This is a genomic window from Xanthomonas sp. NCPPB 3959 (assembly GCF_056675575.1).
Genome location: NZ_JBWWVR010000004.1, coordinates 134,162 through 156,812, shown reverse-complemented (window position 1 = coordinate 156,812; position 22,651 = coordinate 134,162). Strand labels below are relative to the sequence as shown.

The following is a 22,651-nucleotide window of genomic DNA, read 5'->3' as shown; positions in this document are numbered from 1 at the left end:
TCAGACCGCACGCGGAGTTGAGCCCCTCTCCCGCCGGGAGAGGGGTTGGGGTGAGGGTACGGGGCGAAGCCTACACGCACCCAAACGTCACTAGCGCTTCGCCCGTACCCTCATCCGACGCTACGCGCCACCTTCTCCCGGCGGGAGAAGGAAACAACGCGCGATCCAGGCTTATCGCAATCGCACATCGGTGCTACCGCGCATCCGTCGACCCGCACCTCAAAACAACCCGACCACCCACACCAACCCCGTAAACTCTCGATCAGCCGGCAAGCGCATTTCATGACACGTGAACATGTGCCCGCATAGGTTTCCAGCCTGATCAGGAGAACAGCTCGATGCGTTACCGGTCGTCCACGATCGTCGCCCTCACCGCTCTGGCGCTGGCCGCCTGCAGCAGCACGCCACCCCCGCCGAAGACACTGCCACCGCCCGTGGCGCGTGTTGTGCCCACCCGTCCGGTGCAACAGGCCGAAGCGGCGCTGGCCTCGGCCTCGGGCAGTCTGGTCAGCGGTCGGGTGGTGCTGGTGCCTGCGTTACAGGGAATCCGCATCACCGGCACCGTCGGTGGCCTGCGCCCGGGCGGTGTTGCCGGCTTCCATGTGCACGAGCGCGGCGATTGCAGCGCCGCCGATGCCAGCAGCGCGGGTGCGCATTTCAATCCGACCGGTGCACCGCACGGGCGCGCCGGTAGCAATCCCCACCACGCGGGCGACATGGACAATCTGCGCGCCGATGCCGAAGGCGTTGCGCACCTGGACATGATCATTGCCGGCATCACCCTGGGCGATGCCGCGCCCACCGATGTGATCGGCAAGGCGCTGATCGTGCATGCCGATCCAGACGACTATCGCAGCCAGCCCAGCGGCAATGCCGGCGCGCGTCTGGCCTGCGGCGTCATTCGCGTCACCCAATGGCGCACACCCCCTTCGCAGCCCTGAGTTGGGGCATCCATGGCCGCAACTGCGGCCTCTCTACAGGAGTTTTCCCATGCGCATTCTTCCCACGACGTTGTTCCTGGCCACCGCGTTGGTGCTGACCGCGTGCAAGCGCGACGAACCGGCACCGGCCGATCCCGCACCCGCACCGCAGGCCGGCACGCCAGCCGAAGCGGCGCATGGTGGCGAGCATGCCGCCTCCATGGTCACCGAAGCGGCAGCCACTACCACCGCAACCGCCGAGCTCAAGGCGACCAAGGGCAATGAGGTGAAGGGCACGGTGAGCTTCAAGACCGTCGACGGCGCGCTGCGCGTCACCGGCCAACTGAGCGGCCTCAAGCCCAACAGCGAGCACGGCTTCCACATCCACGAAAAGGGCGATTGCAGCGCACCGGACGGCAGCAGCGCCGGCGGCCATTTCAACCCGGCCCAATCCGATCACGGCACCGTCAGCGCCGACCCGCATCACGGTGGCGACATGCCCAACATCAAGGCCGACGCGCAGGGCAATGCCAGCATCGATGGCCCGGTCTCGAGTAACGTCAATCTCGGCAAGGCCGACCAGTTCGATATTGCCGGCCACGCCGTGATCGTGCATGCCGACGCGGACGACTACAAAACCCAACCCACCGGCAACGCCGGCGGCCGTCTGGCCTGCGGTGTGATCACTACCGACAACGCGCCGGCTGCGACCAAGTAAGCCAAAGAAACGGGCAGACAAACAAACGCCGCATTGATCGATCACTGCGGCGTTATTTGTTTGGTACACACCTGCCAAGCACTGGTGCTGGTTTCAGTGCACGGACCAGTTCAGCACATGGATGTAAGGCGCGTAGGCGCGTGCCATGTTTGTCACCAAAAACGCCGGTTTTCCAGTACGCGCCAACAGTTCAAAGTTCAAAGTAACCGGCGCGTTGCTTAAGCAGCCAACGCCTGACGCGGATCCTGCCCCGGTTCCACATGCACATACAGCACTGGCAGCCCATGCGCTTCCAGCACGGCGGCCATCTGTCGCTGGCGTGAAAGATACTGTTCGTACACCCCGCGCAGACGCTCGCAGTTTTCGCGGTCGTGGGTGTAGTAATCGCACCAGCCGGCCGGGTCGAACAGCGCGATGCGCACTTCGCCGTCGACATAACGCAGCACCGGCTCGGGCGGCTGTTGCAGCCATTCTTCGGTCTGCGGGGCGAGCAGGGCGGCTTCGATCAGCGGCCATAGCGGCGCCAACCCTTGATTGTCGTACTGCATCGAAATCATCGCCGCCAGATCGTTCGCGGTGAGATAGCGCGCGTGTTCGATGCGTGCGCCGAAGCTTTCCTGCGCCAGCAAGGCGGTGTCGGCCTGCGCCATGCCCTGGGCCAGCAGCACTTCCTCCATCGCATCGGCCACGGTGGCGACGATTTCCGGATCGCCGGACAGCAGGAACGGCAGCACGCGCAGGCCGCCGCCAGTGAGTTGTGCATCGGCCTGGAACGGCAACGGAATCTCGCCCTGCGCATCGGCACCGAAGGCCAGCACGCGCGGGCCTTGATCGCGTCCGGGTGCGCGCGCCTGCAGCTCTTCCAGCCGGCGATGCAGCGGCCAGCCTGGCCGCAGCACTTCGGCCGGGTCGAAATGCGCCATCGCCACGCTCAGCTCCAGCGCGCGGATCTCCGGGATCCACTGTGCCAGGTCGCGGCCGATACGTTCGGCCAGCATGCCGGCCTGCTCGGGCGCCAAGGCGCCGCGCTCGGGGGCGCTGCCGCCCGTCAATTCCAGCGCCATCACACCCATGGCGGTCACGCCGTGTTCGGTCTTGCTCATGATTCGCGGTTGGCCCATCACGGGGTCGAAGCTACACTGCGGCCATTATGCCTGCCGGCCCTGTGCAGGCCATGTCCCCGAGTCCTCCATGCCAGGTCAACCGATGCCAGCAGCCCGTCCCGTCGCCATCTTGGGCGGCGTTCGTATCCCGTTCTGTCGTCAGAACACCGCGTACGCGGATGTGGGCAACCTGGGCATGTCGGTGCGCACGCTGGGCGCGCTGGTCGAGCGCTTCGGGCTGCATGGGCAGCAGCTGGGCGAAGTGGCGATGGGGGCGGTGATCAAGCACTCCTCGGACTGGAACCTGGCCCGCGAGGCGGCGTTGTCGTCCGGCCTGTCGCCGCTGACGCCGGGCATCACCCTGCAGCGCGCCTGCGGCACCAGCCTGGATTCGGTGATCACCATCGCCAACAAGATTGCGCTGGGGCAGATCGATTCGGGCATCGGCGGCGGTTCGGACACGACGTCCGAAGTGCCGATCGTCTACGGCAAGAAGCTGCGCGCGCGGCTGCTGGCCGCCAACCGGGCCAAGGCCACCGGCGACAAGCTCAAGGCGCTGCTGCGTGGCTTCAAGTTCGGCGAGCTCAAGCCCGAGTTCCCCGGCGTGGCCGAGCCGCGCACCGGCAAGAGCATGGGCGACCACTGCGAGGACATGGCCAAGGAATGGAACATCGCGCGCGATTCGCAGGACGCGTGGGCGGTGGCCTCGCATCACAAGCTGGCGGCAGCGTATGAGCGCGGCTTCTTCGATTCGTTGATCGCCCCGTTCCGCGGTGTCTCGCGCGACAATATTTTGCGTGCGGACACCTCGCTGGAAAAACTCGCCACGCTGCGCCCGGCGTTCGACAAGACTTCCGGCCGCGGCACGCTGACCGCGGCCAATTCGACCCCGCTCACCGACGGCGCTGCTGCGGTGCTGTTGTCCAGCGAAGCCTGGGCGCTGGCGCACGGCCACACCCCGATGGCCTATCTGCGCGATGCCCAGGTGGCAGCGGTGGATTTCGTACATGGCGAAGGCCTGCTGATGGCGCCGACCATTGCAGTGCCGCAGATGCTGGCGCGCCAGGGCCTGACCTTGCAGGACTTCGACATCTACGAGATCCACGAGGCGTTTGCCGCCCAAGTGTTGTGCACGCTGCGCGCCTGGGAAAGCGAAGAATACTGTCGCAATCGCCTTGGTCTGGATGCGCCGCTGGGCCGCATCGACCCGGACAAGATCAATCCGCTGGGTTCGTCACTGGCCACCGGCCACCCCTTCGCCGCCACCGGCGCACGCGTGGTGGCAACCGCCGCCAAGCAGCTGGAAGAACGCGGCGGCGGGCGTGCGTTGATTTCGATCTGTACGGCCGGCGGCATGGGCGTGGTCGCCATCGTGGAGCGCTGACGCTGCTGCGCATGTTCGATTTGGCATTCGGGATTGGGGATTCGCTAAGGCGAAGTTCTTTTTGCGAATCCCGACATCCCCAAATCCCCAATCCCCAACCTGCAAGGACGCATGGATGTCGAACGATGATGTTCGTGAACCACCCACCCTTTACCTGACACCAGCGCAAGGCGAGGTATGGCGCGAAGGAGATGTGCTGGTGTGCACGCCGGGCGCCGATCTGCCGCCGCGTTGCGTCAAGTGCAATGCGCCGTTCGACGACTTGCCGCGTCGCTATATCTTTCATTGGCATCACCCGGTGATCTATCTGGCGCTGTTGATGGGCATATTGCCGTATCTGATCCTGGCCATCGTGTTGCGCAAGCGCAGCGCGCATCTGCTGAGCTTGTGCGCCCAGCACGAGCGGCGCCGCGTACGCTATGTCGTCATCACGAGGGCATCGGTCTTGCCGTTGCTGCTAGGCGGTCTTGCGCTGGATGGCGCGATCGGCTGGCTGGCCGGCGCTGCTGTGATGGCGCTTATGCTGTTGATCGGCAGACTGGGCTCGCGGGTGTTATCGCCGCAATCGGTTGACCATGAGCAGGCGCGTTTCCTGGGTGCCTGCGATGCGTTCTTGCGCGAGCTGCCAGCGCCGCCTTGGGCATCGCGCGATCGATGATCTGCGGTGCGGCACGTATCTGCAGATATTTTTGTAGCGTTCTTACGTTGCCGTCGCTGCAGATGTCATCGCAGGCCGGTGAATTTTGGTGGCAGCACTCCCGCTCAGACCCACAAAAACAAAAAGCCCCGGACATGCCGGGGCCTTTCAGTTAATCCACACATCGCCGCAGAATCGATCAGCCGTGATCGATGACAGCGTGATCGATTACAGCACGCGATCATCCGGTGCGAGCGGGTCGGCCGGCGGTGTTGCATACGCCGAGACGATCGGCCCACGCAGCGATTGCTGCGGCAAACCCTCATGCACCGGTTCGCCGCGTGCAGCGCGCAGGGCATTGGCATAGCAGTGCTGCGCCGACAGCAGATCGCCCGCTGCGGCAAAGGCATGCCCGAGTTCTTCCCAGGCCTCGCTGCCGGCGCCATTGGCTACGGCGCGATGCAGGAATTCTTCGGCCTGCGACCACTGCTGTTGGTGACGCGCCAGGCGCGCCATCGTCAATAACAGGCCTGGGCTGTCCGGATACTGGGTGAGCCAACGCTGCGCACTGGCGCGGCGCGAATCATATTTTTCCAGCGGCAGCACGCCGTACAGACGCACCAGCGATTCGTCCCATTGCGTATCCAGCGCCTGTTCCAGGCTGTGTACGGCCGCATCGTCCCAATGCAGAATCGCCGCGCGCTGTGCATAGGCGCCGACGACTGCCGGATAGGTGCGCAGCGGCTTGGGCAGCGCTTCCCAGCGTTCGGCCAGGGCATTCGCATCGCCGGCCTGCAACAGCGTCTGTTCGGCCAGCGTGGCCTCCAGCGCGTTGTAGGCATCGGGGGCCAGCACCGCCTGCTGCCGCAATGCGCCGAGTTGACCGTAGGCCTCGTCGGCACGGCCGATCTGCGCCAGGGCCTGCGTGCGCAGCAACAGCCCGCGTGCCGGCAGCGGTTGCGCGGCGGCACTATCGAGCGCATTGATCGCCTCGACCGGGCGTTGCCGCGCCAGATGCCGTTCGCCCTGCAGCAGCGCATGTGCGGTGGGGTCGCGCTCGGCCAGTTGCTGGGCCAGCGCATTGGCCGAGGCGTCATCGCCGCGCGCATCGGCCACACGGACTGCACTTGCCAGTGCGATACCGCTGACGTCGTCGTCCTCGCTGGCAGTGACCAGCAGGCGCTCGGCACGCTGCCACTGACCGTGATCGGCCGCGCGCAGGCCTTCGATCAGGCGGGCGCGGCCCTTCTTGCGGCGGTACTTGCCCCAGACCCGGAACGGCAGGCTGATCAGCGTCCACACCAGCCACAGCACCAGCAGCGCGATGACCAGGATCAGCAGCGCCTGCGGCATCGCCGCGCGGTAGTCGTTGCCGCCGACGCTGACCACCACATTGCCCAGGTCGTAACTGTTTTGATGCGACAACCATTGCGCACCGAGCACGCCCAGCGCCACGGCAACCAACAGGATCAAGACGGTACGCAACACTTTCATTGGGTGGATCTCCCTTCACGCATGGCCTGCAGTTGCAGCAGGGTGGTGCCCAGTTCCGGCAGGCGCGGACGCAGTGGCGCTTGTTGCAAGGTGCGCAGGCGCGTGCGGGCCTGGCGACGTTGTGGCGAATCCGGCCACAGCCGGGTGGTCCAGGTGTCCACGCGCCGCAGCGATTGGGCGAAGCCGGCGGCATCGCCGCGTTCGGCCGCAGCGCGGGCCAGGCTGACTTCGATCTGCAAGGCATCGCGCGCGGCGTTGCGGTCGCCGCCGACGAGCAGTGCATCGCCACGGCTGGGGCGAATGTCCACCAGCGGTGCGAGCACTTTCTGCCACCACGGCTGCGCGGCTTCGCTCTCTTGCGCGGTGTGTTCCGGCAGGCGCTGCAGATCGGCGGCGAGTGTGTCCAGCAGTTGACCGGCTTGCGCTTGCGGGCCAGCGCCGAGGCGGTCCAGTGCGTCGCGTTCCTGCACCAGCGCCTGGCGCAGATTGAGGTAGCCCGGGTCGTCCACGCCGTTGAGTGCGGCATTGGCCAGCGCATAGGCACGGCGTGCGCCGTCGGCGTCGCCGGCAATACTCAGGCGTTGCTGGCCGAGCCGCAGCAGCAGTTCCACTTCATCCAGGCGCAGCGCCTGCGCGCCATGGCGATTGGGATCGGCCAGTTTTTGTACAGTTTCTTCAAGCAACGCGCTGCGCTGGCTCAGCCCGAGCATTTCATCGCGTAAGACACGATTGGTCGCTGCGGCATCCTGCAGGCGTTCGTTGGCCAGGCGCTGATCGCGGCGCAAGGTTTCCAGCATCTGCTGCGTGCCATCCCAGCGTTGCTGCTGCGCCTGGGCCGCCTGCAGCTGCCCGCTTTGATAGGTCTGCCATGCGCGCCAGCCCAGAAACAGCGCCACGCCCACTGCCGCCACGGCAACCGCAAGCAGCAGCCAGGCCACGGGGAAGCGTCGCGTGGAAGCGGGCATTTCAGTCATTGGGACATCCTCGGGCGGTCACGACTGGCGCATGCGCCGCAGTCATCTGGTACAGCATGGCGTGCTGCAGCAGACGCCCGCAAGCGGTGAATGGATTCGGAGTTCAGCAAGGTCGTGATGGTGTCACGATAGCTGCAGCGGCGGCGGCCAATTGCTCGGGCAGTGGACCTGCGGCGCGCACCACATGCGTGAAGCCGGCGGCATGTGCGGATGCGCGCATGCGCTCGCTGGAGGCCACCACCGGATGGAGTTGCCAGGCATCGACCAACGCTGCGGGCAGTTGCTCTAACACCAGCGATAGCGCTTCGGCGCTGCTCAATGCCAACACGCTGCGTGGCAGTGCACTGGCCAGGGCCTGCACAGCCGATGCGCGCAATCGCAACGCAACGCGTTGATAGACATCGGCGCGCAGGACACAGGCGCCACGCTGCTCCAATGCCGGTGCCAGCATGCCGCGCCCGCCTGGCGCAGTGATCAGTGCGACTGTCTGCAATGGCGGCTCGAACAGCGGCAGTGCCAGCAGTCCTTCGCTATCCATGCGCGCAGGGCGCACCACTGCATCGATCCCGCAGGCCTGCAATGCGCGCGCGGTGCCCTCTCCCACGCTTACCCATTGCGCCTGCGCTGGCCGCTGCAGCGGTGAAAGACGCTGCGCGGCGTGCACCGCTGCCGGGCTGGTGAATACCGCGATCGGTGCCTGCAGCGCTTGCTCCAGCGCAGCCCGTGCCTGTGCGGTGTCGTTGGTCTGCAGCCGCCACGGCGACAGCGCGAGCAGCCGTCCGCCATGTCGGGCGGCGGCCCGCCGCAGTGGCGCGTGCTCACCGCTGGGTCGCAGCGAGATCAGGGTCCAGGCGTCGGTCGAGGAGGTGGGCCGGGTCATCTCACGATTATGCGAGAACGTTGCGGCGTCAGGGCAAGATGGCACCGCGCCGATGTCGCCGGTGGCGATCTCATCGGACCGGAATGCCGTCAATCGCAGCAGCGTTTGCAGGCGAAATCGCCAGCGTTCATGAATGAGACGGGCGTCTCATTTCGTAACCTCTTGTAAATCTCGTGGATCCGGCCACGATCCGCCTCGACAGCCACGCCGGAGTAGTACCGTGATCAAGTCCTACCTCATCAACATGCAGCGCAGTAGCGACCGTTTGCAGGCCATGTCGGCGCGGTTCCAGGCGCTGGGCATGCCGTTCGAGCGCATTCCCGCCTTCGACGGCGCCACGCTGACGCCCGAGCAGATCGCCGATTTCGTGCGCGAACGCCCGCTGGAGGGTTCCGGGGATGGCTTCAGCACCGGCCCGCGCAAGTGGACCGCTTCCAACATCGGCTGCTTTCTAAGCCATCAGGCCGCGTGGCGCATTGCGGCGGACTCCGATGACGCCTACACCGCCATCTTCGAAGACGACATGCATCTGTCCGACGCGCTGCCGGCGCTGTTGCGCAGCATCGAGTGGCTACCGGCGGGCAACAGCATCGTGCGGCTGGAACCGTCCTACAACCGCATCAAGCTCGATAGCAAGGTCGCCGACATCGGCGGGCGTCAGCTGCGCCTGGTGCGTCCATCCACCTATCAGCACTGCTGGCCGGTGTGCGCCGGCGCGCTGATCATCAGCCGCGATGCGGCACGCTTGTTGCTGGCCGCCGAAGCGCGCTGGCACACCATGGCCGATATTTTTCTGTTCGGTTGGAACGAATCGCCGGTCGCACAGCAGTTGTCCACCTATCAGCTCTCGCCGGCGGCCTGCATTCAGGACAAGTTCTTCCACAACGCCCCGGAGCAGATCGTGTTCACCAGCACCATCGATGCGCCGCTGACGCAGGCGCAGAAGCAGCGCAGTGCGCATTGGAAGGCGAAAGCGACCGCGTTGTTGCGTGTGGCGCAGGGCTATCGCAAGGTGGTGTTCGCGCCCTAAGCGGCGCGATAGCGAAGGCCTGCAACGAGACAGCGCTGAACGTGTTTTACCATGCGGTACCGCATGTATTTCAGTGCACAAGACGCTCGCAGAACATTGCGGCATGATGCCGCCCTTCGCCGTCTTTCAGCCTTCGCCGATGACTCCTTCGTGCACGCTCGCATCCGCCCTGCAGTCGCTGCAGCAGCAATTCATTGCCATGCCGCCGGTGCTGTCGATGGGCATCGCCGTCGATGGCTTGCATGACGGCGCGCTGCGCTTGCGTGCGCCGCTGCAGGCCAACGTCAACGACAAGGCCAACGCGTTCGGCGGCAGCCTGGCCTCGCTGATGACGCTGGCCAGTTGGGGCTGGCTGACCCTGCAGCTGCAATTGGCCGGGCACAGCGCCGATGTGTATGTGGCCGACAGCCAGCTGCGCTATGTCGCGCCGGTGTACGAAGACCTGGTCGCCAATGCCGAGCCATCCGAGATGGGTAGTTGGGATGCGTTTTTGGCCACCTTCCGCCAACGCGGCAAGGCGCGCATCGGCATGCGTGCGCAGATTGCGCTGGGGTCGGGCGCGGCGGCGGCGACCTTGAGCGGGCGCTTCGTGGCGTTTCCAAAACGGTAGGATGCGGGCTGGATTTAGGGGAATACGCATGCGTGCAGTGATGGGGGCAATGCTGTTGCTCGGGCTGGCGATGATGAGCGGTGTGGTGTGTGCCGGCAGCCGTGCCCAGGCACGCGCGCTGGAGACCACCCAGGCCGCCTACACGGCCGCCGTGCGCTGGAGCGACTTCGACGCCGCGCAGGGCTTTGTCGAACCCACGTATGCCTTGGCGCATCCGCTCAGCGATCTGGAGCGCTCGCGCTACGAACAGGTGCAAATCTCCGGCTACCGCGAGGTGCGGGTGGGCGAAGATGCCGCGGGCGACCTGCGCCGCGAGGTCGAGTTGCGCGTGATCAACCGCAACACCCAGGCCGAGCGGCTGGTGCGCAGCATCGAGCTGTGGCGCTGGGACGCCGAGCGCAAACGCTGGTGGCTGGCCAGCGGCCTGCCCGATCTGTGGCAGGGCCAATAGCCCGCACCGCTGCGCCCTGGCCGTCGCGTGCGCCAGCTGTGCGACAATTCCCGCCCGCTTGAACGACCCTGACCCCGTGAATTTCGAAGAGCTGCAGGCCTTTGTCGGCCGCAACCCCATGTTGTCGCTGGCCCTGGTGGGCCTGACCATCGCCCTGATCGTCACCGAGGTCGCGCGCCTGTTTCGTGGGTATCGCGCACTCACGCCGGCCGAGCTGACCCGTTTGATCAACAGCGAGAATGCGCTGGTGATCGACCTGTCGCCTACCGCCGATTTCGAAAAAGGCCATATCGCCGGCAGCCGCAATGTGGCGCTGGCCAAGTTCGACCCGGCCGGCAAATTGCTTGCCAACGCCAAGGCCTCCCCCGTGGTGGTGGTCTGCCGTAACGGCAACGCCTCGGCAGGCGCGGCCAAGACGCTCAAGAAGGCCGGCTTCGAGAAGGTGTACTGGCTCGATGGCGGTGTGGCTGCCTGGCAGATCGCCGAGCTGCCGCTGGTCAAGGGTCGCGCCTGATCTCACCTTGTACGGCGGCAGGCAAGTCCCCATTGCTTGCGTGAGAGACTCGCGCTTTCACGCCTGCATCATTCAACGCTGCATCCACCGAACCGTTTTTTGGAGTTAGGAATGTCCGACGAAATCATCAACGGCGCCGTTGCGCCGGCCGACGCCGCTGCTGGCCCCGCTTTCACCATCGAGAAGATTTACGTCAAGGACGTTTCTTTCGAATCGCCGAACGCACCGGCCGTCTTCAACGACGCCAACCAGCCCGAGCTGCAGCTGAACCTCAATCAGAAGGTGCAGCGCCTCAACGACAACGCCTTCGAAGTCGTGCTGGCCGTGACCCTGACCTGCACTGCCGGTGGCAAGACCGCCTATGTGGCAGAAGTGCAGCAGGCCGGCGTGTTCGGCCTAGTCGGTCTGGAGCCGCAGGCGATCGACGTGCTGCTCGGCACCCAGTGCCCGAACATCCTGTTCCCGTATGTGCGCACCCTGGTCAGCGACCTGATCCAGGCCGGCGGCTTCCCGCCGTTCTACCTGCAGCCGATCAACTTCGAAGCCCTGTACGCAGAAACCCTGCGCCAGCGCTCGCAGGGCGAAGGCACCTCGCTGGCCGATTCCGAGCCGGCTGGCAACGCCTAAGCGTTGCGTGCGCCGATGAGCGATTCGAAGCACAAGATCGCCGTCCTCGGCGCCGGTTCCTGGGGCACGGCCCTGGCCGCGCTGCTCGCCAGACACGGTCACCCGACCGTGCTCTGGGGGCGCGATGCGGCGATGGTGGACGCCATCGACCGCAATCACGAAAACGTGCGCTATCTGCCGGGTATTCCATTGCCCGAGAGCCTGCGCGCGACCACCGACCTGCAGCTGGCCGTTGCCGATGCAAGTTGGATCCTGGTCGTGGTGCCCTCGCATGCGTTTACCGAAACGATCCAGCTGATTGCACCGTTGCGTCCGGCCAGTGCCGGCGTGGCGTGGGCGACCAAGGGATTCGAGCCCGGTTCCGGGCGGTTCCTGCATGAAGTGGCGCGCGCCATCCTCGGCCCCAGCGTGCCACTGGCCGTGGTGACCGGGCCGTCCTTCGCCAAGGAAGTCACGCTTGGCTTGCCGACCGCCATCACCGTGCACGGCGACGATGCGGCGTTCGCGCAGGTCGTGGCCGATGCCATGCATGGCCCCACCTTCCGCGCCTATACCGGCGATGACATGGTGGGCGCCGAGCTCGGTGGCGCGATGAAGAACGTGCTGGCCGTGGCCACCGGGGTGGCCGACGGCATGCAGCTCGGTCTCAATGCACGCGCCGGTCTGATCACGCGTGGCTTGAACGAGATGCTGCGCCTGGCGGCGGTGATCGGTGCGCGTCCGGAGACCTTGATGGGCCTGGCCGGATTGGGCGATCTGGTGCTGACCTGCACCGGCGATCTGTCGCGCAACCGGCGGCTGGGATTGGCATTGGGGCGTGGCCAGAGCTTGAACGATGCGATCCGCGAGATCGGCCAGGTGGTCGAGTCGGTGCAAACCGCCGACGAGGTCATGCGCCAGGCCGAGCATCACGGTATCGAATTGCCGATCTCCAACGCGGTGCGTGCCGTATTGCATGGCGAGATCACACCGGAAGCCGCATTGAAGGAACTGTTGGCGCGCGAGCGCAAGCCCGAGTATCCGCAGGCGTTGTTTACCTGATTGGTCGGTATCGCGCCTCGCGCGTGGTGGAGTGAAGACACTAAAAAGCCCGGCAATGCCGGGCTTTTTAGTGTTTGCGCACTTGTCGTTGCGTGCATCAAGGCAAAAGCTTGTCGCGTCGCAGCCACGTAAACGTGCTGCGCACTACGTTCCAGCGCAACAGCCCGTACACACGGGATCTAGCGATCGAGTGCGCTGCATCGCAATCATCCAATCGCACAAAAGAAAGAAGCCCGGTCGTGGGACCGGGCTTCCAATGCAACGCGGGAGAGAGAGTCGCGTTGCGTTAAACGTGCGGCTTACCAGCTGAAACGCGGGCCGACCGACCATTCCTTGTTGCCGTCGCCATCCATACGGATGTCGCCGTTGATGCCCCAGTTCTGGTTCAACTTCACCTGGGCGCCAAGGCGGCCGTAGAAGGTGTCGTCCAGATCGATGCCACGCTTCTTGGAGAAATCTTCGTAGCCAGCCAGAGCGTAGACTTCGAAATGCTCGCCGAACGAGTTACGCAGGCCAGCTTCGACGCTGAAACCATCGAAGTTGATGTTCGGGGTGTCCAGGTCCAGCTTGCGATAGGCAACGCGCGCCAGCAGGTCGGTGCTGGTGGCCACTTCGTAGTTGTAGCCCACGCCCACACCCCATTGCTGGAAGTCGGTGTTGGAGCTTTCGAACACGTTGTTGTTGTCGTCAGCGTTCTGCTTGCTGTAATCGCCAAAAACGTGGATGTTCGGGGTGATGGCGTAGGAGCCCTTCACGCCCCAACCATCGGCGTCGCGACCTTCGGTCGGAGTGCGCACATAGTCGCCTTCGACGAAGTTGTAGGAGATGTTTTCAGCAGCGGAGGCCGCAAACGGCAGAGCTGCGAGAAGGCCGAGGGCCAGCAAAGAAGTCTTCATGATCGAGATACCTGTACTTATTGATTTGGGCCGGCGCTGAGGCGGATGCCGTTCGCTGCCGAGATGTAAATTCTCCGTTATTCGATGGAACGCGACATGAATTTTGAACTGACTGGTGCATGAATCATCGCGCCCGGTTCAGTTCCGGTTTTTGTCATCAAGCTGCAATGCGTGTAGCGCACACGCAAAGAGTGATGGGGTGTGAGTTACCTCGCGCCAATGTGAGATGCGCGTGTAGAAGCACCTGTTTTGCAGCGATTTTTGCCATCTGCATCGAGGCGAGGACATTGTACTGACGCTGCGACTGGGACCATGCAGGCTTGTTGAACATCTCTGGAGCTGCATCGTGGCGAAGAAAAAGACGTTGGCGCGGTTTCTGGCCGAGACGCTGCAGAGCGCGGGTGTGGAGCGGATCTGGGGTGTGACCGGCGACAGCCTCAACGGCTTGACCGATGCCTTGCGTGAGATGCAGACGATCGAGTGGATGCATGTGCGCCACGAAGAAGTCGCCGCATTCGCCGCTGGCGCCGAGGCGGCAGTGACCGGCCAGCTGGCCGTGTGTGCGGGCAGCTGCGGGCCGGGCAATCTGCACCTGATCAACGGGCTGTTCGATTGCCATCGCAGCCGTCAGCCGGTGCTGGCGATCGCCGCGCATATTCCCTCGTCCGAGATCGGGCTGAGTTATTTTCAGGAGACCCATCCGCAGGAGTTGTTCCGCGAGTGCAGTCACTTCGTGGAGTTGGTGACCAACCCGGCGCAGCTGCCGGAAGTGCTGCATCGGGCGATGCGCACCGCCATCCTGCAGCAGGGTGTGGCAGTGGTGGTGATCCCCGGCGATATCGCGTTGCTGGAAATGGACAAGCACGTGTCCAGTGCCTGGCCGCAACTGCGCCAGCCGCGCGTGCTGCCAGCCGCCGAAGACGTGGCGCAGTTGGCCGAGCTGTTGCAGCAAAGCGAGGCGATCACGCTGTTGTGCGGCAGCGGCTGCGCGGGTGCACACGATGCGGTGGTGGCATTGGCCGACACCCTGGGTGCGCCGATCGTGCACGCGCTGCGCGGGAAAGAATATGTGGAGTGGGAAAACCCGTTCGATGTCGGCATGACCGGTTTGATCGGTTTTAGTTCCGGCTACCACGCGATGCTCAACTGCGACACCTTGATCATGCTGGGTACGGATTTCCCGTATCGGCAGTTCTACCCGAAGGACGCGACCATCGTGCAGGTGGACCGCGACCCGAGCGCGCTGGGACGGCGCACGCCGTTGCAGCTGGGCATCGCAGCGGACGTGGGCGAAACCATTGCCGCCTTGCTGCCGCAGCTGCAGCGACGAGAGAAACGCGACTTCCTGGACAAATCGCTTGCGCATTACCGCAAGGCGCGCGAGGGGCTGGACGATCTGGCGGTGCCGGCAGACCCTGGCGAGCCGCTGCATCCGCAATTCGTGGCGCGAATGATCAGCCAGATTGCCGACCAGGACGCAGTGTTTACCTGCGATGTCGGCACGCCAACAGTGTGGGCCGCGCGCTATCTACGCATGAACGGACAACGCCGTTTGCTCGGCTCGTTCAATCACGGTTCGATGGCCAATGCGATGCCGCAGGCGCTGGGTGCACAGGCGGCGTTTCCGGGACGCCAGGTGATTTCGCTCTCTGGCGATGGTGGCTTTGCGATGTTGATGGGCGATTTCATCTCGCTGGCGCAGCTGCGTCTGCCGGTGAAGATCGTGGTGTTCAACAATGCCTCGCTGGGATTTGTGGCGATGGAGATGAAGGCCGCGGGTTATCTGGATACCGGCACCGAGTTGCGCAATCCGGACTTCGCTGCGATGAGCAATGCGATGGGCATTTTGGGCATCCGTGTGGATGAGTCGTCGCAGCTGGAACGTGCATTGCGGCAGGCCTTTGCGCATTCCGGCCCGGCGTTGGTGGATGTACGCATCGCCACGCAGGAACTGGCAGTGCCGCCGGCGATCAAGCTGGAACAGGCCAAGGGGATGGGCCTGTATCTGCTCAAGGCGGTGATGAGTGGGCGCGGCGATGAGGTGATCGATCTGGTCAAGACCAATATGCGTTAACGCCATCGCCGCGTTCGCCACTGCACGTCTTCATCGGATCCTTTCGCATGCCTCGTTCGTTGTTGCGCCAACTGCTGTTGATCTGGGTGGTGATCCTGGCCGCCTGTGTCGGCGTGGCCACGATGTTGTATGGCCTGTACCGACAGACAGAAGGCGTGCGGCTGGATGAGGCGCGCCAGCAATTGACCGCGCAGTGCACGCGCATCGTGCAGCGCTACGCCGGTGCAAGCGAGGCCGCGCGCAGTGGCGACAACGGGGCCGGGCTGGCGGCGGTGGTTGTGCAGTTGGTGCTGGCCGATGCGCCCGGCGTGGAAGGTGGGGTGTGGAATCTCGACAAAGGATTTATTGCGTACGCCTATCCCACTTACGACGGCAGCGATCACAAGACCGATATCCCCGCCGCCGAATGGACCACGATTGTCAGTACCGCACGGCAAAGTGCGATGGGCAACAAGGCGGTGGATTTTCGCCGCGATGGCAGCCGCGAAGTGGTGTTGATCAGCGCCTGCCCGCTGGCTTCGGGCACCGCCGCATGGACCATGTCGCGGGTGCCGGCGAGCACCTCCGATGCCTGGCGGCCGTTGGTGATCGGCATGCTGCTGATCTTCGCCATGGTGGCGGTGTCGGCGATTGCGTTAGGCGTGGTGGTACGGCGTTGGAGTCAGCGCCTGCAGCGGATCCAGCAGGCGATCGCCGCCGATACCGAGCTCCCGCAGATTCCTGTCACCGGCGCACCCGAGCTGGATCGGTTGGGCGCTGCGGTGAGCGACTACGCACAGCGCAATGCGCAAGCGCTGGCGCAGACACGGCGGCTGGCCGACGAGCTATCCCGGCACGAACGTCTGGCCGCGCTTGGCCGCCTGACAGCGACGGTGGCGCATGAGATTCGTAACCCGATCGCTACCATGCGTTTGGCGGTGGAAAACGACATCGCCAGCCGGCAGAGCACGCCGGACGATGCAGCACATGGCGAGCTGATGCTGGGCCAGATCCGCCGCCTGGATGGAGTGGTCGAAAGTCTGCTCGGCATGGTGCAGCCGATCCGTCTGCAGTTGGAAACGGTGGTGGTGCAGGACTGGTTGGCGAACTTGCTGGATCCGGCCTTGCTACCGCCAGGCACGCCTGCGCCACAGCTGCGCGTGCCTGCTATGCCGTTGCAATGGACGCTCGACCCGCAGCAGCTCGGGCGCGCCGTGCACAATCTACTGCGCAACGCGTTGCAGCATGCCGACGCAGGCAGCACGGTGACGTTGGAGGCCAGCGCCAGCGATGATTTGTTGCAGCTACAGGTCTGCAATCGCGGCGCAGCGATTGCCGACACCATTACAGTGCAGTTGTTCGAGCCGTTCGTCAGCGGTCGCAGCGATGGCAATGGCCTCGGCCTTGCGCTGGTGCGCGAGATCGCGCGCGCACATGGCGGGCAGGTGCGTTACGTACATGCCGACGGCATGACCCATTTCATTGTGGAGCTGCCATGGCGCGCATCCTGATCATCGATGACGACGTGGCGTTTCTTGCCACCTTGCAGGCCACGCTGCGCTCGCTCGGCCATACGGTGATTGCGGTCGATAACGGCGCCGATGGATTGGCGCGCTTGAGCGAGGGCGGTATCGCGTTGGCGTTCGTGGACTTCCGCATGCCCGGGATGGATGGCATTGCGGTGTTGCGCGCGCGGGCGGACGATGCCCGTGCGCGTCAGGTGCCGTTGGTGATGCTCACCGCGTACGCGTCCAGCGGTAACACCATCGAAGCGATGACGCTGGGTGCGTTCGATCACCTGGTCAAACCGGTGGGGCGTGCCGATATCGTCGAGGTGGTGGAGCGTGCATTGGCAAGTCGCGCTGACACCGACGCCGATACCACGGCGACCGGGCTGCCTGAAGACGACGATGCCCTGGTCGGCCACAGCCCGGCGATGCGTAACGTGCACAAACGCATCGGGCTGGCGGCAGCCTCCGATTTGCCGGTGTTGATCACAGGCGAGACCGGCACCGGCAAGGAGCTGGCCGCGCGCGCCCTGCATCGTGCCAGCGCACGCGCGAATGCGGCGTTCGTGGCGGTCAATTGCGCCGCGATTCCGTTGGAGTTGATGGAGAGCGAGTTGTTCGGCCATCGCAAGGGCGCGTTTTCCGGGGCGACCGGCGACCGCATTGGCCTGATTCGCGAGGCCGATGGCGGTACCTTGTTTCTGGACGAGATCGGCGACATGCCGCTGCCGATGCAGGCCAAGTTGCTGCGCTTTCTGCAGGAAGGTGAAGTCACGCCCCTGGGTGGCCGCGGCGCGCAGAAGGTGGATGTGCGCGTGCTGGCGGCCACGCATCGCGATCTGGCCGCGTGGGTGGCGGCCGGGCAGTTTCGCAGCGACCTGCGTTATCGCCTGAATGTGGTGCCGATCGAGCTGCCGCCGCTGCGCGAACGCGGGCAGGATATCGTGCTGCTTGCGCAGTATTTTCTGCGCACCGGCGAAGGCGCAGCGCGTGCGTTATCGCCGGACGCGCAAGCGCGGCTGCTAGCCTATCCGTGGCCCGGCAACGTGCGCGAGCTACGGAATGTCATGCAACGCAGTCAGCTGCTGGTGCGCGGCCACAGCATCACCGCCGAGGATCTGGACGAGGCGCTTGGTCACAGTGCCGAGCAACCCATGACGACAGCGCCGCTGGAAGGCACCTTGCCCGAGGCAGTAGCGCGACTGGAAAAGCAGATGATCCGGGACGCATTGGCGCACAGCGGCGGTAACCGCGCCGAAGCCGCGCGCCGGCTCGGCATTCATCGCCAGCTGCTGTATCGCAAGCTCGATGAGTATGGGTTGCAGTAGTCGCAGCGATAAAAACCGAATGCGATGTTTGCATGCTGGTGTAGTCGGCGCTTTGGCTGCGATGCAGTACGCGCAGAGCAACACACGCACATGTGGGTGATTGCATGCCGCCGCCACACGCAGTGCTTGACCACTGATGTCCACAGCAGACCTTGCGTCGAGAGAGTGCTTGCTTTCGCACGGTCATGCATAACGGGGGCTGCAAAGTGTCTGCAAAGCGGACAGTGGTGTATGAAACGCAGACGCTCATTCGTCCAACTGCATGTACAAAACCCCTGAAAAACAACGCATTCGACGTTGGCACGATTGCTGCTTTGTCTTCAGGGCAAGCGGCGCTCCTGCCGCCCTGGAGACATCACATGATTCGTCAGACCGCACTCGCTTTCGCACTGGCCTGCAGCGTGGCGACTGCCGCCGCGCAGGTTCCTGCAGCGCCGGCCGCACCGGTTGCCCCGCGTCCGCCGGTTGGCACGCCACCACCGGCGGCGCCGATGCCGCCCGCACCACCTGCACCGGTCGCCGCTACCCCGGTGAGTGTGACCGGCACCGTCGAGCGCTTCATGCTCAATCCCAACGGCGAGGTCGACGGCCTGTGGCTGCGCGATGGCACCCAGGTGGCGTTTGCGCCGCATCTGTCCGGCGAACTGCAGGCAGCCGTGCGCCGTGGCGATGCGGTCACCGTGCAGGGGTATCGCCTGGGCAGCCTGCCGGTGCTACGTGCCAGCAGCATCCGTTCCACGCGTGGTGGGCGCGAGGTGGTCGACCGACCGCCGACGACCGCTGCCATGCCGCCCGCGCCTCCGGCACCCGCCGCATTGACTCCGTTGCAGGCCGAGGGACGCATCGAGCGGTTGGTCTACGGCCCCGGTGGCGAGACCAATGGTGCGTTGCTGAGCGATGGCACGCTGGTGCGGATGCCGCCGCATCTGGCGCTGCAGTTCGGCGATTTGTTGCGCACCGGTGCGCCGCTGAGCGTAAGCGGATTCGGTGTTGCCACGGCCACCGGCCGCGCCATCGAAGCGACGCAGTTGGGTCGCGATCGTGCCTCACAGCGCGCCTTGTTCAGTCCTCCGCGCCCGGATGGTCCGGTGCCGCCGGCACCACCGGCGCCGCCTGTTCCGCCGGCCGCACCGCCACCGCCACCGCCGGCTCCGGCGCCGCGTTGATCCAAAGCGCCGTCGCACACGCGGCGGCGCTCACACCGTTTCTCTCTATGCGCCTGTCCTGCCACGTGTCATGCGTGGCGACGGGCGCGGCTTGCCGGCGTTGGCCGGTCCTATTTTCGTTGGAGTTCTTTCATGCATTGGGTCGATCCTGATTTCCTTCCCGAAACCCGCGGCACGCTGGCGCGCTTTCTGCTCAATCCCAAGGCCGATATCGATGGCCTGCTGCTGACCGACGGCACCGAGGTGCACACGCCGCCGCATCTGTCTGCCGCCTTGCTCAAGGCGCTCAAGCCCGGCAGCGCGTTGACCGTGCGTGGCCTCAAGCCGCGCGATGTAGACATGCTGGTGGCACTGGCGATCGATCCGGAAGGCGGCAAGCGCATTCTCGATGAAGGCCCGCATGGGCCGCACGTCAAACCCAAGCCCAAACCGCCTGCCGGCAAGCCACCCAAGCCGCAACGTACCCAGCACAGCGGCACCATTGCGCGGTTGCTGCACGGCCCGCACGGGCAGGTGCACGGCGTGTTGCTGGATGACGGGGTCACGGTGCGGTTTCCACCGCATGCTGGCGCCGACTTTTCCAAGCAGCTGATCGTTGGCAAGGCGCTGGTGGCAGAAGGCGATACCCAGGCGACGCCGCACGGCGTGCTGATCCACGCGCATGCGTTGGGCGCCAAGGCCGCATCGCTGAAGCAGATCGAGCATCCGCATGGCCCGGGTGCACATAAGCCCAAGCCCAAGCACTAGGCGCCCGCGATGCGGCTGCCGCGTTGGTGCGATGCGATCGCAATCGGGTCGGCCATGCACGCCAGCGTGCGCAGTCGCTTTCCATCGTGTAACGGAGAACGCCGATGCGCATGAGCACACCGCGCCCACGTGGCAGCCGCGCACTGGAGGCGCTGCATTTCAGCGTGGCCGATGTGCAGGACGGGCTGGGGCCGTTTCTCAGCGTGTTTTTGCAATCCAAGGGCTGGTCGGTGGCGGCGATCGGTACGGTAATGAGTGTGGGCGGCATCGCCGGCATGCTTGCCACCACGCCGGCTGGCGCACTGGTCGATACCACCCGGCGCAAGCGCGCCGTGGTGGTGGTCGGCTGTCTGGCGATTCTGCTGGCCACTGCACTGATCTGGCTGCGGCCGACGTCCTCCGGTGTGGTCGCCGCACAGATCGTCTCGGCGTTGGCGGCAGCCGGTATCGGCCCGGCGCTCACCGGCATCACCTTGGGGCTGGTGCATGCGCGTGGGTTCGATCATCAACTGGCGCGCAATCAGGTCGCCAACCATGCCGGCAACATGCTGGCCGCACTATTGGCCGGCTGGCTGGGATGGCGGTACGGGTTTGCGGCGATCTTTGTGCTCACCGCAGCTTTCGGCATGCTGGCGATCGTGGCGGTGTGGCTGATTCCGTCGGCGGCCATCGACCATCGCGCCGCGCGCGGTCTGGGCAACACCGACGGCACGGACACTCTCAGTGGTTGGCGCGTCTTGCTGACCTGCCGACCGCTGGCGTTGCTGGCCGTCACCCTGGGGCTGTTCCATCTGGGCAATGCAGCGATGTTGCCGCTCTACGGCATGGCGATCGTAGCCGCGCATGCGGGCGACCCGAGTGCGCTGACGGCCACCACCATCGTAGTTGCGCAGGCCACGATGGTGGTGGTGGCGTTGTTGGCGATGCGCTGGATCCGCGTGCACGGACATTGGTGGGTGTTGCTGGTGGCGTTCATGGCGTTGCCATTGCGCGCGCTGGTCGCCGCATCGCTGATCCAGGGCTGGGGCGTGTTTCCGGTGCAGATGCTCGATGGACTCGGTGCCGGCCTGCAGGCCGTGGTGGTGCCGGCGCTGGTGGCGCGTTTGCTGCAGGGCACCGGGCGCGTCAATGTCGGTCAGGGTGCGGTGATGACGGTGCAAGGTGTGGGCGCGGCACTGAGCCCGGCATTCGGTGGCTGGCTGGCGCACGCCTTCGGCTATCGCGTCGCGTTTTTGGCGCTGGGCGCGATCGCGTTGTTGGCGGTGGCGCTGTGGGCAGGCTGCCGCGGCATGTTGCGGTCAGCGATCGATGTGCAAGCGGTGCAGTGAAGCGGTGGCATGAGCGCGGCGCCCAGGCACAACATCGCAAGCAACAATCGAGTGGTGCGGATTGCGCGCAGAACCATCACCGTCGCGCGATACGCCGCTTTCCGGCAGCGATCAGCCGCCCGTCAGTTGTGCAGTCGTATCGATCATTGCGACTTACTGACCGCCGCTGAAGTCCCACTGCCGCCAGGCTTCGAACACCATGACCGCAACCGTGTTGGACAGATTGAGGCTACGGTTGTCCGGTCGCATCGGCACACGCAGCCGGTGCTGTGGCGGGATGGATTCCAGTACATCGGCCGGCAGGCCGCGGGTTTCCGGACCAAACAAAAAGGCATCGCCATCTGCGAACTGCGGTGTGTCGTAACGCACGCTGCTACGCGTACTCAGTGCAAACACGCGCTTGGGCGCAATTGCGGCCAGTGCGGTGGGCAGGTCGGCATGCACCTGCAGGGTTGCGTACTCGTGATAGTCCAGGCCGGCGCGTTTGAGCTGCTTGTCGCTGAGGTCGAAGCCGAGCGGCTCGATCAGGTGCAGGCGCGCGCCGGTATTGGCGCACAAGCGAATCACATTGCCCGTGTTAGGCGGAATTTCTGGTTGAAACAGGATGACATCGAGGACGGGTGCTGACATGCGCGCAAGTGTAGCTGCGCGCGTGCTTAAAGGCCGAGGGTGGCGTTGACCAGCGCTTCCAGCTCGACCGGCGAGGGCTGCAATTGCGGCACAGGCAGGTTGACGATGACCTGGCCCATCAGCGCGCCGATGGCGGCAGCGGCCTGGCCCGAAGCGGTGTGTGCGCTGGCGGCGGTGCTGCGAACCACCAGGTCGGCGCGCTGTTCGGCTGAGGGGCGGACCTGGACGGTCGCCAGGGTGACGATGCGCGGGCCAGCCTGTTCGGCAGCGAGTGCGGCCAGTTGCTCGGCCGACGGACGCACCTGTACGGCGCTCAGGGTGCGGATGTCGCTGCTGCGCTCCAGTGTCTGCTGGGCGATCTGGTCGGCGGCCGGGCGAACCTGCACGGTGTCCAGCGTGGTCAGGGTGGCGGCCTGGGCAAAGCCGGCCAGGGCGGTGCCGGCGAGCAGGGCGGCGGAGAGGGCGATGCGCAGGGTCTGGGTCTTCATGGCGAGGTCTCTTGGTGTGGGTGATCAGTGGTGTGGTAGTAAGGTAGAACACCATTTCGGTATGCGCAAGAACTTTCTGGGTGTTTTTTTATTTATTCAGCTGGAAGTCAGATTCAGGTGAATG

Annotated in this window: 23 protein-coding genes; 16 read left to right on the top strand and 7 right to left on the bottom strand. The window is 65.1% G+C overall.

The window, feature by feature from the left end; genetic code table 11:
* Positions 1–338: 338 nt before the first annotated feature.
* A complete protein-coding gene (locus tag AC1KVG_RS06760) occupies positions 339–941 on the top strand; it encodes a superoxide dismutase family protein (protein WP_481093878.1) in 603 nt (200 codons plus the stop codon).
* Positions 942–990: 49 nt separating this feature from the next.
* Positions 991–1,638: a superoxide dismutase family protein gene (locus AC1KVG_RS06755; RefSeq protein ID WP_481093877.1), complete on the top strand. Its 648-nt coding sequence runs from the start codon at positions 991–993 to the stop codon at positions 1,636–1,638.
* Between the two features lie 218 nt (positions 1,639–1,856).
* Here AC1KVG_RS06755 and AC1KVG_RS06750 read toward each other — a convergent pair whose 3' ends face one another.
* Positions 1,857–2,741, bottom strand: a complete 885-nt coding sequence (locus AC1KVG_RS06750; RefSeq protein WP_074058642.1) for a hypothetical protein — start codon at positions 2,739–2,741, stop codon at positions 1,857–1,859.
* Positions 2,742–2,829: 88 nt separating this feature from the next.
* Here AC1KVG_RS06750 and AC1KVG_RS06745 point away from each other — a divergent pair, with 88 nt between their 5' ends.
* Together AC1KVG_RS06745 and AC1KVG_RS06740 are read left to right on the top strand one after the other, a co-directional pair.
* Entirely contained in the window at positions 2,830–4,125 is a 1,296-nt protein-coding gene (locus AC1KVG_RS06745) for an acetyl-CoA C-acetyltransferase (protein WP_481093876.1), read from the top strand.
* A gap of 115 nt (positions 4,126–4,240) precedes the next feature.
* The gene (locus tag AC1KVG_RS06740) at positions 4,241–4,783 is read left to right on the top strand and encodes a hypothetical protein (protein WP_481093875.1); all 543 of its coding nucleotides are present in this window, start codon (positions 4,241–4,243) and stop codon (positions 4,781–4,783) included.
* Positions 4,784–4,990: 207 nt separating this feature from the next.
* Here AC1KVG_RS06740 and AC1KVG_RS06735 read toward each other — a convergent pair whose 3' ends face one another.
* From AC1KVG_RS06735 to AC1KVG_RS06725, 3 genes are all read right to left on the bottom strand, one after another.
* Positions 4,991–6,256, bottom strand: a complete 1,266-nt coding sequence (locus AC1KVG_RS06735) for a heme biosynthesis HemY N-terminal domain-containing protein (protein WP_481093874.1) — start codon at positions 6,254–6,256, stop codon at positions 4,991–4,993.
* Positions 6,253–7,230, bottom strand: a complete 978-nt coding sequence (locus AC1KVG_RS06730) for a uroporphyrinogen-III C-methyltransferase (protein WP_481093873.1) — start codon at positions 7,228–7,230, stop codon at positions 6,253–6,255. Before AC1KVG_RS06730 ends, AC1KVG_RS06735 begins: the two co-directional genes overlap by 4 nt.
* A gap of 103 nt (positions 7,231–7,333) precedes the next feature.
* The gene (locus AC1KVG_RS06725) at positions 7,334–8,110 is read right to left on the bottom strand and encodes a uroporphyrinogen-III synthase (RefSeq protein ID WP_481093872.1); all 777 of its coding nucleotides are present in this window, start codon (positions 8,108–8,110) and stop codon (positions 7,334–7,336) included.
* Between the two features lie 220 nt (positions 8,111–8,330).
* Between AC1KVG_RS06725 and AC1KVG_RS06720 the strand changes: the two genes are divergently transcribed.
* From AC1KVG_RS06720 to AC1KVG_RS06695, 6 genes are all read left to right on the top strand, one after another.
* Complete coding sequence (locus AC1KVG_RS06720; RefSeq protein ID WP_481093871.1) at positions 8,331–9,140, top strand: glycosyltransferase family 25 protein; 810 nt, start codon at positions 8,331–8,333, stop codon at positions 9,138–9,140.
* Between the two features lie 139 nt (positions 9,141–9,279).
* Positions 9,280–9,750, top strand: a complete 471-nt coding sequence (locus tag AC1KVG_RS06715; RefSeq protein WP_043889635.1) for a YiiD C-terminal domain-containing protein — start codon at positions 9,280–9,282, stop codon at positions 9,748–9,750.
* Positions 9,751–9,778: 28 nt separating this feature from the next.
* Positions 9,779–10,201, top strand: a complete 423-nt coding sequence (locus AC1KVG_RS06710) for a hypothetical protein (RefSeq protein ID WP_481093870.1) — start codon at positions 9,779–9,781, stop codon at positions 10,199–10,201.
* A 76-nt stretch (positions 10,202–10,277) separates the two neighbouring features.
* On the top strand, positions 10,278–10,715 hold the full coding sequence (locus AC1KVG_RS06705) for a rhodanese-like domain-containing protein (protein WP_023902123.1): 438 nt from the start codon (positions 10,278–10,280) through the stop codon (positions 10,713–10,715).
* A gap of 111 nt (positions 10,716–10,826) precedes the next feature.
* Positions 10,827–11,342, top strand: a complete 516-nt coding sequence (gene secB, locus AC1KVG_RS06700) for a protein-export chaperone SecB (RefSeq protein WP_006451124.1) — start codon at positions 10,827–10,829, stop codon at positions 11,340–11,342.
* A gap of 15 nt (positions 11,343–11,357) precedes the next feature.
* Positions 11,358–12,383 carry an NAD(P)H-dependent glycerol-3-phosphate dehydrogenase gene (locus AC1KVG_RS06695; RefSeq protein WP_481093869.1) on the top strand — a complete coding sequence of 342 codons (1,026 nt, stop codon included), beginning with the start codon at positions 11,358–11,360 and terminating at the stop codon, positions 12,381–12,383.
* A gap of 299 nt (positions 12,384–12,682) precedes the next feature.
* Here AC1KVG_RS06695 and AC1KVG_RS06690 read toward each other — a convergent pair whose 3' ends face one another.
* Complete coding sequence (locus AC1KVG_RS06690) at positions 12,683–13,279, bottom strand: OmpO family porin (RefSeq protein ID WP_023902125.1); 597 nt, start codon at positions 13,277–13,279, stop codon at positions 12,683–12,685.
* Positions 13,280–13,643: 364 nt separating this feature from the next.
* Here AC1KVG_RS06690 and poxB point away from each other — a divergent pair, with 364 nt between their 5' ends.
* The 6 genes from poxB (at position 13,644) to AC1KVG_RS06660 (ending at position 21,409) form a co-directional block, all read left to right on the top strand.
* Positions 13,644–15,353 carry a ubiquinone-dependent pyruvate dehydrogenase gene (gene poxB, locus AC1KVG_RS06685; protein WP_481093972.1) on the top strand — a complete coding sequence of 570 codons (1,710 nt, stop codon included), beginning with the start codon at positions 13,644–13,646 and terminating at the stop codon, positions 15,351–15,353.
* Positions 15,354–15,400: 47 nt separating this feature from the next.
* Positions 15,401–16,843: a sensor histidine kinase gene (locus AC1KVG_RS06680; RefSeq protein WP_481093868.1), complete on the top strand. Its 1,443-nt coding sequence runs from the start codon at positions 15,401–15,403 to the stop codon at positions 16,841–16,843.
* On the top strand, positions 16,828–18,168 hold the full coding sequence (locus AC1KVG_RS06675) for a sigma-54-dependent transcriptional regulator (RefSeq protein ID WP_481093867.1): 1,341 nt from the start codon (positions 16,828–16,830) through the stop codon (positions 18,166–18,168). The genes AC1KVG_RS06680 and AC1KVG_RS06675 overlap by 16 nt, the downstream gene beginning before the upstream one ends.
* Before the next feature lie 359 nt (positions 18,169–18,527).
* Positions 18,528–19,334 (top strand): hypothetical protein, encoded by an 807-nt coding sequence (locus AC1KVG_RS06670; RefSeq protein ID WP_481093866.1) that lies wholly within the window; start codon positions 18,528–18,530, stop codon positions 19,332–19,334.
* Positions 19,335–19,466: 132 nt separating this feature from the next.
* Positions 19,467–20,081, top strand: a complete 615-nt coding sequence (locus AC1KVG_RS06665; protein WP_481093865.1) for a hypothetical protein — start codon at positions 19,467–19,469, stop codon at positions 20,079–20,081.
* A 104-nt stretch (positions 20,082–20,185) separates the two neighbouring features.
* On the top strand, positions 20,186–21,409 hold the full coding sequence (locus AC1KVG_RS06660; RefSeq protein WP_481093864.1) for an MFS transporter: 1,224 nt from the start codon (positions 20,186–20,188) through the stop codon (positions 21,407–21,409).
* 153 nt (positions 21,410–21,562) lie between these two features.
* Here the strand turns inward: AC1KVG_RS06660 and AC1KVG_RS06655 are convergent, their stop codons facing one another.
* Together AC1KVG_RS06655 and AC1KVG_RS06650 are read right to left on the bottom strand one after the other, a co-directional pair.
* Positions 21,563–22,039: a tRNA (cytidine(34)-2'-O)-methyltransferase gene (locus AC1KVG_RS06655; protein ID WP_104549545.1), complete on the bottom strand. Its 477-nt coding sequence runs from the start codon at positions 22,037–22,039 to the stop codon at positions 21,563–21,565.
* A gap of 26 nt (positions 22,040–22,065) precedes the next feature.
* Positions 22,066–22,527 (bottom strand): XAC0231 family protein, encoded by a 462-nt coding sequence (locus AC1KVG_RS06650; RefSeq protein ID WP_481093863.1) that lies wholly within the window; start codon positions 22,525–22,527, stop codon positions 22,066–22,068.
* Between the last annotated feature and the right edge of the window lie 124 nt (positions 22,528–22,651).

Bases quoted from the DNA above. Each gene is read 5' to 3' on its own strand.
- AC1KVG_RS06670 (WP_481093866.1), top strand. From the start codon at position 18,528: ATGATTCGTCAGACCGCACTCGCTTTCGCACTGGCCTGCAGCGTGGCG.
- AC1KVG_RS06725 (WP_481093872.1), bottom strand. From the start codon at position 8,110: ATGACCCGGCCCACCTCCTCGACCGACGCCTGGACCCTGATCTCGCTG.
- AC1KVG_RS06750 (WP_074058642.1), bottom strand. From the start codon at position 2,741: ATGAGCAAGACCGAACACGGCGTGACCGCCATGGGTGTGATGGCGCTG.
- AC1KVG_RS06745 (WP_481093876.1), top strand. From the start codon at position 2,830: ATGCCAGGTCAACCGATGCCAGCAGCCCGTCCCGTCGCCATCTTGGGC.
- secB (WP_006451124.1), top strand. From the start codon at position 10,827: ATGTCCGACGAAATCATCAACGGCGCCGTTGCGCCGGCCGACGCCGCT.
- AC1KVG_RS06665 (WP_481093865.1), top strand. From the start codon at position 19,467: ATGCATTGGGTCGATCCTGATTTCCTTCCCGAAACCCGCGGCACGCTG.
- AC1KVG_RS06740 (WP_481093875.1), top strand. From the start codon at position 4,241: ATGTCGAACGATGATGTTCGTGAACCACCCACCCTTTACCTGACACCA.
- AC1KVG_RS06715 (WP_043889635.1), top strand. From the start codon at position 9,280: ATGACTCCTTCGTGCACGCTCGCATCCGCCCTGCAGTCGCTGCAGCAG.
- AC1KVG_RS06660 (WP_481093864.1), top strand. From the start codon at position 20,186: ATGCGCATGAGCACACCGCGCCCACGTGGCAGCCGCGCACTGGAGGCG.
- AC1KVG_RS06680 (WP_481093868.1), top strand. From the start codon at position 15,401: ATGCCTCGTTCGTTGTTGCGCCAACTGCTGTTGATCTGGGTGGTGATC.
- AC1KVG_RS06655 (WP_104549545.1), bottom strand. From the start codon at position 22,039: ATGTCAGCACCCGTCCTCGATGTCATCCTGTTTCAACCAGAAATTCCG.
- AC1KVG_RS06695 (WP_481093869.1), top strand. From the start codon at position 11,358: ATGAGCGATTCGAAGCACAAGATCGCCGTCCTCGGCGCCGGTTCCTGG.
- AC1KVG_RS06730 (WP_481093873.1), bottom strand. From the start codon at position 7,230: ATGACTGAAATGCCCGCTTCCACGCGACGCTTCCCCGTGGCCTGGCTG.
- AC1KVG_RS06690 (WP_023902125.1), bottom strand. From the start codon at position 13,279: ATGAAGACTTCTTTGCTGGCCCTCGGCCTTCTCGCAGCTCTGCCGTTT.
- AC1KVG_RS06735 (WP_481093874.1), bottom strand. From the start codon at position 6,256: ATGAAAGTGTTGCGTACCGTCTTGATCCTGTTGGTTGCCGTGGCGCTG.
- AC1KVG_RS06710 (WP_481093870.1), top strand. From the start codon at position 9,779: ATGCGTGCAGTGATGGGGGCAATGCTGTTGCTCGGGCTGGCGATGATG.
- AC1KVG_RS06675 (WP_481093867.1), top strand. From the start codon at position 16,828: ATGGCGCGCATCCTGATCATCGATGACGACGTGGCGTTTCTTGCCACC.
- AC1KVG_RS06650 (WP_481093863.1), bottom strand. From the start codon at position 22,527: ATGAAGACCCAGACCCTGCGCATCGCCCTCTCCGCCGCCCTGCTCGCC.
- AC1KVG_RS06760 (WP_481093878.1), top strand. From the start codon at position 339: ATGCGTTACCGGTCGTCCACGATCGTCGCCCTCACCGCTCTGGCGCTG.
- AC1KVG_RS06755 (WP_481093877.1), top strand. From the start codon at position 991: ATGCGCATTCTTCCCACGACGTTGTTCCTGGCCACCGCGTTGGTGCTG.